Raw genomic sequence first — 11,914 nt, forward strand, 5'->3', positions numbered from 1 at the left:
CGATGACGAAGCAGGTGGTGGCAGCGAGTAGAGTCGGAATCATCAGAACGCCGAACCAGCCAATGTAAAGGCGGTTCTCGGTGCTGGTGATCCACTGACAAAACTGCTCCCACAGGTTAGCGCTTTGGCGCTGCTGTAGTGTCGTTGTCATAATGAATTATTGCGTTTGCGTTGAAACAAATACAAACCTAACGGCTTGCTGAGAAAGCTCTTAACTTTCCTTAACCAATAGTATTCAGCAAAGCCCGAAGAATATCAAGTTTTGTTAAGAACTTTTAGATTTGCTTAATAATCAGCGATCGCGACCTAGACGCGCAGGTATTGCTGATTTTGGGTATGAATTCAAGCACGAGCAAGATGCTCGCACTAACTTGTCTGACAATAAAGGCGAGGAGTGTGAGCGTCTCGCTCAGGACCGGCCAACATCGGATTCATCCCTTGATTCAGCAACGCCGACACGCAATGGGTCTTTAGAACTCAAAATAGATGTAAGGCAATGTCTCGCTAGGAGCTAATAGCCAAGCAATGAAAAAGCACAGCGGTACTAACATTAGCTTCATCGGCCAGCCCAGCTGAATTTTGAGGCTGTGGTGGCAGGCAGCGGCGATCGCCATCCCCAGGGCTACAAGTCCCAGCAAGGCCGCAATTTCAGGCATTGCTAGTCCCAAAGACTCGGTGTAAACCTTAGTCGCAAACTGGATATCGGCAGGCTGGCCCCAGAGTCGTCGTATCGCTAAGCTGAAGTCGCGCACATCCGGGAGCCGAAAGAACAGCCAACTGCCAAAAACCACGAATTGGGTTAGCAGCCAGCCCAGAACAATGCCAGGTAGACTCTGCCAGCTACGCTCTAGCCACTGCCAGCGATGAGAAACTGCCTGAGTGACCCGGTGAACGGCCAAGGCCAAACCATGAATCCCACCCCAAATTAAAAAGCCCCAGTTATCTCCGTGCCAGGCTCCCGCCAGCACCATGACAATCAGCAGGTTGAAACAGGTGCGGGCTAATCCTTTGCGAGAACCGCCCAGCGGAAAGTAAAGGTAGTTGCGTAGCCAAGCTCCCAAGGTGATGTGCCAGCGTCGCCAAAAGCCAGCAATACTGGCGCTGAAGTAGGGGAAATCAAAATTTTGCGGCAGGTTAATTCCTAAAAAAATAGCGCTGCCCCTCGCAATATCGACATAGCCGCTAAAGTCCAGATAGAGCTGCAGTCCATAGGCAAAAACGGCTAACCAAATATCACCACTGCCGGCCCGCTCCAGGTTGTCAAAGCTGAGGTTGACCAAAATGGCAATGCGATCGGCTAGCAGCAGCTTCTTGACTGTACCGATCGCTATTAGCCAAAGCCCCTCAATCGCCTGAGACATTTGGGGCAAACGGGGCTGCTCTAGCTGGCCAACAAAGCTGTGAAAGCGGACAATTGGGCCGGAAATTAGCTTGGGGAAAAACAGTTTGTAAGCGGCAAAATCAACAAAACGAGGGCTAGGGGGCGACCCCCGGTAAACATCAACTAAATAGGCAATGCACTCAAAGCAGAAAAAGCTGATACCCAGCGGAATAATCAGGTTTTCCAGCAGCGGCTGACTAGCGACCAAAAATGGATAGCCGCCAGTGAGATTTTCCAGCAGGTCAAACGTAGGCGTGAGGTATTTGAAGCCAAAAAGTAGCAAAACATTGAGGCCAATACCGATCCACAGCAAAACTAAGCGACGGCTATCCCATTTTTCTTCAGCCGCCTGCCAAGCCTCATTCGAAATACGCCAGTTCATCGGGGCGCTGATGGCATGACCGAGCCAGTAAGTACCGACGGCGATCGCTAGCATTAACGGCAGATATTCCACCTGCAGAGAAGCATAGAAAACCAAGCTAGCCACAAACAGCAGCCACAGCCTCAGTTTCTGGCGCGGCAGTGCCCAGTAGATGCCAACAACGCTGAACAAAAACAGAGCATAGATAATCGAGGGTAAAATCATGGCTCTAGCGGCGTGCGCGGCCAGGGAATCATCGGATCCTGGGCTAAACGATTAGACACCTGATAAGCGCCGTAGCGATTGAGGTGGCTGGGATCAGAGAAATAGCTATAGCGTTCAGGCCATAGCTGGCCCAAGTCCCGAAATACAAAGCCACTTTCGCTGGCTGATAGCTCTAGCATGAAGCGTTGAAACTCAGTCTCTGCTGCTAGACGATGGGCGTCTAAATATTCATCTGTCAGGGGCGTATTGACGAAGACAACGGGAATATTTTTCTGCTGGGTGAAGGCCAGCAGGTTCTCCAATGCCTGTACCTGACGCCCCTGTAGGCGAAAATCTTCATAGTCGCTGTCGTAGTTACCGGGGACGCGGGCGTGATCTTGGTAGTAAGTAGCGGGATTAAAGCGCACCGTCAGGGCTAAGAAGCCGTCAAAATCTAACAAATCGCTGTCGTCGGGTAGGGCTGTCGGATCGGTGGGTGACTCAGACTCAGGCGTAGCCTCGGTGGGCTGAAGGGCCGCCAGCAGGGGAATATCCCAGCGGGTTGCCAGCTGCTGTAGCTGCGCTTTAAGCCGATCGCGATCGCCATAAGCAGCAGAAGCCTGAGCGATTTGCTGACTCAGCCAGCGATCAACAGACTGATAGCTCTCTCTGAGACTGGGCGCTGGTTCTAGCGGGGCTGCTATCTCTGAGGCGGCAGGCTGATCGGTTGCCTCGCCGTCGGGGAAGAGGGTACCAGCCTGTAGCTGGCGATAGCCTGCTGAAGACGAAATACCGTTGTAAGTTACATCTACCCGGCCGCTGTTAAAAGCCCTAGCGCCATCAGCCCAGATAATAAGCTGAGGCAGCTGATCGGGACGCAAAAGCTGGCGAATAGTGAAATCTACCACCTGCGCGGTAGAGCCGTTAACGCCAAAATTAAAAATACTGACATCTGCATAGCCTAGAGCCTCAAGCGATCGCTCCAAGGCGGCTGGATCAATGCCGCGCAGCGCTCTAGAGCTGCCAATGACCAGCACGTCAGGGGGGCCAGACTCTTCTAGGCGCTGATAGTAGAGCGCCAGCTTCTCATCAAGCTGCTGACTTCTAAATGACGGAAAGGGCGAACTGGACAGCAGATCGTCCCGCGAGACAGCAGATCGTTCTCCTTCTTCCCAGAAGGCAGTATTGTCCTCGAAGCTAGCGCGATCGCTGGTGTTTGTGGCGAAATCAACAAAGCCATCCTGGTCAAAGTCGCCGGGGGGCGGCTCATCGGGCTGGCGACCGAAACTCAGTCCGGCCCACTCATCATCAACTGCCGTCTCCTGCGGCTCAGGGTCTTCTGCTAGATCTAATTCAGGTAGGGCTGGCATTGCTTCTGCCACAGCCGGATTCCGGGGGGGATTGAGAATCTGCCCCAGCAGCCAGTCAACCTGCAGCACCAGCAATAGCCCGACAGCTCCCCAAACGAAAGCCACCTGGGGACCGCCACTGGCCGGTGAGGGAGGATTGTCTGCCGCTAAAGGATCATGGCTGGGTTCAAAGAGCTGTGTTTGAAACAGCAGATTACGGGCTGAGTGCAGGACTTGATGCCAGCTATGGATCAGGGTAGTCCACAGGTTTTCGGCTTCATCGTCGGGCGATCGCCCCGCTTCGTCAGGGGTATCTAACAAATCCCCCAAATAAGCTTCTGAGGCCGCAAATTCAGGTGCAGCTTTGGGTACAACGCGACTGCGCGGCTGAAAGTCAGTGCCGCAGCTCCAGGTTGGCTGCTTTTGCCCAGCCCGCCTGCCGTAAAAGCGAATGCCCTCAATGCCCTCCAGCTTGAGCTGGCGGAGATAAGGTCTGATCTGGCGGGTCGCCAACTGCCGGGCTGGGCAAAGAGGCGCTTCCAGCATGACGTGCAGCAGCTTGTCTTTGACTAAAAGCTGTACTCGGACGCCGCCAGTGGCCAACTTCGCTTCTAGATTGGGATTGAGCTGGCGAGTCAGCACAAAGGCCAGAGCGGGTAAATCTCCCTGGTGAGCCAGTTCTTCCGTTGAAGCCGCTAAGGCCGGATGCTCTTGAGCTGGTAAATCCAGGCAGTGTACCCAATCGGGGGCTTCTTGGTCAGCCCCCTGGCCGTAGACCAGGGCTCGATATAGCCCCTGAGGGGCCAGTCCTTCTAATAAATGACTGAGGGCGGCGGTCACCGCTGCCTGATCGGGGACTGTCTCAGCCTGAGCTGTGCTTTGACAGAGAATGTGCAGGCTGGTGGATTTTAGCTCAGTGCTGGCGGCAATCTGCAAAGGCTCTAGCGCCTCATCGACCAGCCTAGCGATTGCCTCACCATCTCCCCATCTGGCCCAGTCCCGCAGCATCTCTTCGCGAGAGGTTAAATCGACTCGCAAAATCCAGTCTGGCTGATGCTCCCCCTGCACCTGCACCAGAATCACCGCGTCGCGAAACTGGGTCAGCTTCAGATGACGGAGCTGCTGGGCAGTCGGCTCCGCTACCAGGTTTGGATCAGGGCTGTAGGCGGCTTCGCATAAGATCCACAGGCGGGGAATGGCCTCAGTTGCTACCGGATAGTCGGGATCGTCATGGTGAGCGGTGACAGCGCTGGCGACAGGCTTCCCTTTCCCTGGAATGGCGCGGATGCTGACCCAAACCCCAATGCCCAACCGGCTCAGGCTTTGGCTGAGATAGCGGGCGATCGCCTCTGGATCTCCCTTGCGGGCCAGGCTGAGATTTGACAGAACGATGGCGTTGCTGAGAGCCTGAGCTGCATCTGCCGCGGATTCATCCCCAACGGCCTCTTCCAAATCAGACTGCAAAGGAGCTGTTAGCTGCACCAGATGCTTCTCTAGGCGATTGAGGTAAATTGGCGCTTTCCAAGCTGGTTCTGACTGCTGGGCGCCGCGACTGTAAACATAAAGCTGATAAATATTAGGATAGCGATCGCTCAGCAGAGTCTGAAAATCTGCTGCCAACAGAGATTGAACTAGGCGCAGCAGGGCAGTTTCTTGCTCAATAGGGGTAGGCGTAATACAGAGGACGTGCAGAATATTGCCCCGCAGCTTCAACTGCAGTTTGGCCTGCGGCTGGGCAATCGCCTTTTGCAACCGAGCATCCAGCGCGCTTAGATCGGTTTCCAGATGAGGCGTCAGACGTTGCTTACTAACCATGCGACTCTAGAATCCCTAAATCTGGGGGAATTTCAATCTACTTAATCGTCCCTAATATTTAGCCTAGCAATCTCCGTTGAGCTTGAATTTCAGCAACTCCTAACTTACGTCACGACGGCTCAATCCGCTCAATACTCAGTGATGAATGCGGCTCAAAGCTGCTTGATGTCTTTAGTCATGAGCAAGCGGCCTTAGTATTTCAGCTCAATTGAGCCAATTTGGCGCTTATAGCTACAAAAGTATACGCAGAATAACAGAAAACTTGAAATTCATCGGCTAAAACTTTTCCCAAGTCAAATCCATCTCGAAAAAGTCAAATCAAAAGAGTTCAATCAAGACTAGGGGAAATTCGGCATCTACCGATATGATCGAGCAATAACCGCCTATTCGCTTATCGACACCATGATGTTTGCCCAGTCAGAAGACCCCACAACTGTGACTCCCCCCGGCAGCAATCAGGCGTCACGCCATCAGCCTGCCAATAGCTTCTCTCTAGCGCCTAACCTACTGGTGAGTCTAGCAACTGCCCCAGTGCTGCTCGGTATCCTTGGCGGACGGGCGCTAGGTGAGTTTGTCCAGCAGCTAGGTTTAGCCAGTGAGGAACTTTTTCGCGGCGATCGCCTACCTGTTCTCAGCCTTTCTAACTTAGAGGCTAAGGAGGATGATCACCTCAAACCAGAATAGCGCCTGAGATTCAGTTCAGAGAGTTACTGTGAGCGGCGGCGATCGCTGCTATGATCCTCGCTAAAAGACTGCTTATTTTCTGGGTTGAAGGCTGAGATATTTAGGGCTGGTCACAGCTGATCTTTCATCTGATTGCGCCAGTAGCCAGCTGTTTGTAAAAACCGTTTACAACCGGCTAAGCCTGCCTCAAAATCGTTACGTCATTTCGAGTGTCACTGAAAAAAGAAGCCAAATACCTTTCATGAGTTCGACTCTCTATTCTGATACCCCCTTCCCATCGGATACTTCTACACGAGTAGCTGATGACGTTATCGATACGGCGGCCCCTACTTATGACTTATTTCTACGCCATCGACTGAAAATGGTGGAGGAGCTATGGGAACGGGTACTGCAGCAGGAGTGTGGTGAAGACTCAGTTGAGCTACTGCGACAGCTCAGACGCATTTGCGCCCCAGACGGGCAAGTGGCAAGAGCCTTAGAGGGCAGCGTCCTAGACGTGATTGAGCGGCTTGACCTCAACGATGCGATTCGGGCTGCTCGTTCGTTTGCCCTCTATTTTCAGCTGATCAACATTGTGGAGCAGCACTACGAACAGCGAGGCCAGCAGCTCCAGTATCAGAACGACTACGAAAACGCTGAGCTATCTCTGGCGGGCCAGTCGGCAGGCGCACAGGAAACAGCGGCGAATGCCCTCGAAAACAGTGGCCATTTAGAGCAGCCCATGCGTAGCCTGCAGGCTGATGTATTAGCTCGCAGCGTCCCAGACTCCCCGGCCAATCGACGAAAATCAGGGACGTTTCACTGGCTGTTCCCGACGCTGAAGCGCCTTAACGTGCCGCCCCAGCTCATTCAAAAGCTAGTTGATGATCTAGATGTGCAGCTCGTTTTCACAGCCCACCCGACCGAAATTGTGCGCCATACCATCCGCGACAAGCAGCGGCGCATTTCAGCCATCTTGCGCCAGCTTGATCAGGCTGACGAGCGGGCTAGCTCCATCGGCTTAGCCACCTCTTGGGATGTGGAAGATCTGCGCGATCAGCTCACCGAAGAAATTCGGCTGTGGTGGCGCACCGATGAGCTACACCAGTTCAAGCCCTCTGTGCTCGATGAAGTAGACTATACGCTTCACTATTTCGACGTGGTGCTGTTTGAGGCGATTCCCAAGCTCTACCAGCGGATTAAGCGCACCCTCAGCTCCACGTTTCCCTCTCTGCAGCCGCCCCGCTACGATTTTTGTCGGTTTGGCTCCTGGGTTGGCTCCGACCGCGACGGCAATCCCTCCGTTACCCCGGAGGTGACCTGGCGCACCGCTAGCTACCAGCGCAATCTAGTTCTAGACAAGTACATTAGCTCGCTGCGGCACCTGATCCAGCTTTTAAGTTTGTCGCTGCACTGGAGTGAGGTGCTGCCAGAGCTGCTGGAGTCCCTAGAGCAAGACCAGGTAAAGCTGCCGGAAGTCTACGATCGCTTGGCGATTCGCTTCCGGCAAGAACCCTACCGGCTCAAGCTGGCCTACATTCAGCAGCGGCTAGAAAATACCCGCGATCGCAGCCAGCAGCTCTATCAGGGGGGCTATCTGCAAGAACAGCAGGTGAAGCTCAACCCCGCCACGATTTATCAAACCAGTGATGACTTCCTAGCTGAGCTACGCCTAATTCAGCGCAACCTCAAGGAAACCGGGCTGGTTTGCCAAGAGCTAGAAAATCTGATCTGTCAGGTGGAAATCTACGGCTTCAACCTGGCCCAGCTTGACATTCGCCAGGAAAGCTCTCGCCACTCGGATGCCATTGATGAGATTACCGCCTACTTGGGGATTCTGCCTCAGCCCTACAGCGAACTGTCGGAAGCCGAACGGACAGAGTGGCTCACCCAGGAACTCAAAACTCGTCGCCCCCTGATTCCGGGGGAGCTGCCTTTCTCAGAAAAGGTGAACGAGACTATTGAGACATTTCGGATGGTGCGCAAGCTGCATCAGGAGTTTGGCAGCCGCATTATTCGCAGCTATGTCATCAGCATGAGCCACCACGTCAGCGACCTGCTGGAGGTTTTGCTGCTGGCAAAAGAAGCCGGTCTGTATGACCCCACCACGGGCGAAGCGGCCATTCAGCCCGTACCCCTGTTTGAGACCGTAGAAGACCTGCAGCGGGCCCCCGACGTGATGCAGCAGCTCTTTGAATTGCCGCTCTATGCGGCTATGCTGCGCGGCGGCTACGCGGCGGTAGAAAATCCTGAGCCAGGCTTTACGCCGCTGCAGGAGGTGATGCTGGGCTATTCTGACAGCAACAAGGATTCTGGCTTCCTCAGCAGTAACTGGGAAATCCACAAGGCACAGCAGGCTTTGCAGACCGTAGCCGATGCTTATGGCGGCTTTGCCCTGCGCATTTTTCACGGTCGCGGCGGCTCAGTCGGTCGCGGCGGTGGCCCTGCTTACGAGGCGATTCTGGCCCAGCCAGGCCGCAGCATTAAGGGCCGGATTAAAATCACCGAGCAGGGTGAGGTGCTGGCCTCTAAGTACAACCTGCCTGACTTGGCTTTATATAACCTGGAAACCGTAACGACGGCGGTAATTCAGGCCAGCTTGCTCAACAATAGCTTTGATGAGATTAAGCCCTGGAACGAGATCATGGAGGATCTAGCCCACCGGGCCCGCTGCCACTACCGCGAGCTGATCTATGAGCAGCCTGACCTAGTAGAGTTCTTCCATCAGGTAACGCCGATTGAGGAAATTAGTCAGCTACAAATCAGCTCTCGCCCAGCCCGACGCAAGAGCGGCAAGAAAGATCTTGCGAGTCTACGAGCCATTCCCTGGGTGTTTAGCTGGACCCAGACTCGCTTTCTGCTGCCCTCCTGGTATGGCGTCGGCACCGCGCTCAAGGAGTTTCTGGACCAAGAGCCGGAGGAGCACCTGAAGCTGCTGCGCTACTTCTATCACAAGTGGCCGTTCTTCAAAATGGTGATTTCTAAGGTAGAGATGACCTTGGCCAAGGTGGATCTGCAGATTGCCGAGCACTATGTGCAAGAGCTGACCCATCCGGATAACCGCGATCGCTTCCAGGTCATGTTTGAAACCATCGCTCAGGAGTTCCACCTGACGCGGGATCTGGTGCTGCAAATTACCGGGCATCACAAGCTGCTAGACGGCGATCCAGAACTGCAGCGATCGGTGCAATTGCGTAACGGTACGATTGTGCCGCTGGGCTTCCTGCAGGTGTCGCTGCTCAAGCGCCTGCGTCAGCACCGAGACAGTGCCGCTTCCGGGATTATTCGTTCCCGCTATAGCCGGGGTGAACTGCTGCGCGGTGCCCTGCTGACGATCAATGGCATTGCCGCCGGCATGAGAAATACGGGCTAATTTACTTGTTTTGTAACAATTAATCACAATTTTCCTGCTAAACTCCAGGTATTTGTTTGAATTAACCCGTAAATCAAGCCTAATCTTGCTTTCAGAGGGATTAAAGACGCTCTGCGATCGCGCCGATTGTCTCTCAACAGCAGATATCAGCTTGATAGCGAATAGAGTTTCCAACTAGGCAGCGTTTTGTGAGGAGTAAAGCAGATGAAGAGTCGTCAACGTTGGGTTGCTGGTTTTGGCACAATTGCCCTTACCAGCACCGCACTAGCAAGCGCACTTACCTTGGTAAAAGCAGCCCCTGCTCAAGCTCAGGCTGCCTATGGTAGCTATATTGGTCTAGGCGTGGCTGTGGGCCTCACCGAAGACGACTTAGGAAATGGCGATAGCTTCTCTGGCGTGATTGCTGGGCGCTATCGGCTGCTAGAGTCTCCCATCTCAATTCGGGGACAGGCGCTAATATTTGGCGATTCTAGCGCTTTCGTACCGACAGTTTCCTATGACTTCCCGATCAATTGGCAAACGGACGTTTACGTCGGCGCTGGGGTTTCGTTTGTGGCCGATGGGGACGAACCGTCTCCCGTTGGTGACCAAACCGCCTTCGTGATTCAGCCGGGCATTGACTACGCCCTACCTAACAGCAATATGGTTGTCTTCGGCAACGCGATTATCGCCTTTGATGCTTACCGGGAGGGGGGCGATGCGGCTCTCTCACTGCAGGGCGGCGTTGGTTTCCAGTTCTAGGCTAGATGCAGGCACAGATGATCAGCTGATCGGTTGGGTTTGCGCCCGCAAACCCAACCGCGCCTCATCACCGATATTAAGGGCCGAGGTTAAGTACCGACACAAATATAGAGAACTAATGTATTAAAGCGGTTCTCAAGTTACCATAGCTGCAAGCGTCGAGCGTTTTGACAGGGCTATGGAACTTGATAAGCCGCTAGGATCTGTAATTCAAGGTTCTCTCAGCCAGGGGCTAGAGGTGCGCCTGCATCCAGACGTTTTGGTCGAAGAGATGCGGGTGGGTAAGTTCTTGGTTGTGCAGGGAGCGCGATCGCGCTTTTTTTGTATGCTGACCGATATTGCTTTGGGCACTGCCAGCCAGCGGATTGTGGCTAATCCGCCTGAACCCAGCAATCTGTTTTTACAGCAGGTACTAGCGGGTACGGGGACCTATGGCACCATTGATTTGACGCCAATGCTGATGTTCACGCCTAAAACGGCTCCGCCTCATGCTGCCAAGAACGGCAAGGCTACTAGTAACGGCCTCGCTTCCTATCAGGCCCAAAGCAGCGCCGATATGGAGCTGCTCCCCGTTAAAACGATTCCGGGGCACTTCAGCCAGGTTTACGACGCGGCTGAGCGCGATTTTCGCGCCGTCTTTGGCTGGGAGGACGATCCCCATCGGCGTAATTTCGCCATCGGGCAGCCCATTGACATGGACGTGCCCATTTGCCTAGATCTCGATCGCTTTGTAGAGCGCAGCAACGGTATTTTTGGTAAGTCGGGGACAGGCAAGTCTTTTCTAACCCGGCTGCTGCTCTCCGGCATTATCCGCAAGCAGGCAGCCGTCAATCTCATCTTTGACATGCACTCAGAATACGGCTGGGAGGCGGTCAGCGAGGGCAAGCACTTCAGCACGGTGAAGGGGCTGCGGCAGCTCTTTCCGGGGCAGGTACAGATTTTCACCCTCGATCCAGAAGCCACTAAGCGGCGCGGCGTGCGGGATGCCCAGGAACTCTACATCAGCTTTGATCAAATCGACGTAGAGGACCTCACTTTAGTGCGAGGGGAGCTAAACCTGTCGGAAGCCAGTCTAGAAAACGCCATCATTCTGCGCAATGAGTTCGGCAAGTCCTGGATCAACCGCCTGCTGACTATGACCAATGAGGAAATTCAGGAATTTTGCGAAACCAAGATGGGCAGCAAATCCTCCATCATGGCGCTACAGCGTAAGCTGACGCGGCTGAGCGACCTGAAGTATATTCGCAGCGCCTGCCCCCACAACTATGTCGGCCAAATTCTGGAGGCGATTGATGCAGGCAAGCACGTGGTGATTGAGTTTGGTTCCCAGTCCAATATGCTCTCTTACATGTTGGCCACCAATGTCATTGCCCGTCGTATCCATGCCAGCTATGTGCGTAAAGCCGATCGCTTTTTGCAGACCAAAAATCCCAGCGATCGCCCCCGGCAGCTCATGATCACCATTGAAGAAGCCCACCGCTTTCTCGATCCGGCCACGGCTAAGCAAACTATCTTCGGCATTATTGCCCGCGAAATGCGCAAATATTTTGTGACACTGCTGGTGGTAGATCAGCGCCCATCTGGAATTGATAACGAAGTTATGTCTCAGGTGGGTACGCGGATTACGGCGCTGCTGAATGACGAGAAGGATATTGACGCCATTTTCACCGGGGTATCAGGCGGACAGAGCCTGCGATCGGTGCTGGCCAAGCTGGACTCGAAACAGCAGGCCCTGATTTTGGGCCACGCAGTACCCATGCCCGTGGTGGTGCGTACTCGTCCCTATGACCAAACCTTCTATGCCGAAATTGGCGATACGGCTTGGGAAGAAATGCCCTCAGCTGCCGTGTTCAAGGCGGCTGAATCTGCCAAAGCTGATTTAGGTTTTTAGCGATGGCGAGAACAGTCCCTTGTGAAGATCTCCCGTGCCGCTAACCCTCGCCCTAAAACTCACATAACCTCATAGAATCTTTATAAAAAGGCTGTCACGATTCGCGGCACCAAACCACTAAACATTTAGTGACTTG

6 protein-coding genes and 1 pseudogene are annotated in these 11,914 nt (G+C 53.9%); 4 read left to right on the forward strand and 3 right to left on the reverse strand.

The window, feature by feature from the left end; translation table 11 throughout:
- The 3 genes and pseudogenes from QJQ48_RS25110 to QJQ48_RS25120 all read right to left on the reverse strand — a co-directional run.
- Window positions 1-151 (reverse strand): annotated as a pseudogene (locus tag QJQ48_RS25110) (photosystem II q(b) protein); the annotation flags it as partial.
- Window positions 152-470: 319 nt separating this feature from the next.
- Window positions 471-1,967 (reverse strand): MBOAT family O-acyltransferase, encoded by a 1,497-nt coding sequence (locus tag QJQ48_RS25115; RefSeq protein WP_346293998.1) that lies wholly within the window; start codon window positions 1,965-1,967, stop codon window positions 471-473.
- Window positions 1,964-5,110, reverse strand: a complete 3,147-nt coding sequence (locus QJQ48_RS25120) for a DUF1574 domain-containing protein (RefSeq protein ID WP_346293999.1) — start codon at window positions 5,108-5,110, stop codon at window positions 1,964-1,966. Before QJQ48_RS25120 ends, QJQ48_RS25115 begins: the two co-directional genes overlap by 4 nt.
- A 402-nt stretch (window positions 5,111-5,512) precedes the next feature.
- Between QJQ48_RS25120 and QJQ48_RS25125 the strand changes: the two genes are divergently transcribed.
- The 4 genes from QJQ48_RS25125 (at window position 5,513) to QJQ48_RS25140 (ending at window position 11,778) form a co-directional block, all read left to right on the forward strand.
- Complete coding sequence (locus tag QJQ48_RS25125) at window positions 5,513-5,794, forward strand: hypothetical protein (protein ID WP_346294000.1); 282 nt, start codon at window positions 5,513-5,515, stop codon at window positions 5,792-5,794.
- A 241-nt stretch (window positions 5,795-6,035) separates the two neighbouring features.
- Entirely contained in the window at window positions 6,036-9,146 is a 3,111-nt protein-coding gene (gene ppc / locus QJQ48_RS25130) for a phosphoenolpyruvate carboxylase (protein ID WP_346294001.1), read from the forward strand.
- Between the two features lie 204 nt (window positions 9,147-9,350).
- On the forward strand, window positions 9,351-9,887 hold the full coding sequence (locus tag QJQ48_RS25135; protein WP_346294002.1) for an outer membrane beta-barrel protein: 537 nt from the start codon (window positions 9,351-9,353) through the stop codon (window positions 9,885-9,887).
- Window positions 9,888-10,065: 178 nt separating this feature from the next.
- A complete protein-coding gene (locus QJQ48_RS25140; protein WP_346294003.1) occupies window positions 10,066-11,778 on the forward strand; it encodes a helicase HerA domain-containing protein in 1,713 nt (570 codons plus the stop codon).
- Window positions 11,779-11,914 lie beyond the last annotated feature (136 nt).

Origin of the sequence: Sphaerothrix gracilis Ecp01, from assembly GCF_030405905.1 — a bacterium.
Taxonomy (GTDB): Bacteria; Cyanobacteriota; Cyanobacteriia; order Phormidesmidales; family Phormidesmidaceae; genus Sphaerothrix; species Sphaerothrix gracilis.

Bases quoted from the DNA above. Each gene is read 5' to 3' on its own strand.
- QJQ48_RS25115 (WP_346293998.1), bottom strand. From the start codon at position 1,967: ATGATTTTACCCTCGATTATCTATGCTCTGTTTTTGTTCAGCGTTGTT.
- QJQ48_RS25120 (WP_346293999.1), bottom strand. From the start codon at position 5,110: ATGGTTAGTAAGCAACGTCTGACGCCTCATCTGGAAACCGATCTAAGC.
- QJQ48_RS25125 (WP_346294000.1), top strand. From the start codon at position 5,513: ATGATGTTTGCCCAGTCAGAAGACCCCACAACTGTGACTCCCCCCGGC.
- ppc (WP_346294001.1), top strand. From the start codon at position 6,036: ATGAGTTCGACTCTCTATTCTGATACCCCCTTCCCATCGGATACTTCT.
- QJQ48_RS25135 (WP_346294002.1), top strand. From the start codon at position 9,351: ATGAAGAGTCGTCAACGTTGGGTTGCTGGTTTTGGCACAATTGCCCTT.
- QJQ48_RS25140 (WP_346294003.1), top strand. From the start codon at position 10,066: ATGGAACTTGATAAGCCGCTAGGATCTGTAATTCAAGGTTCTCTCAGC.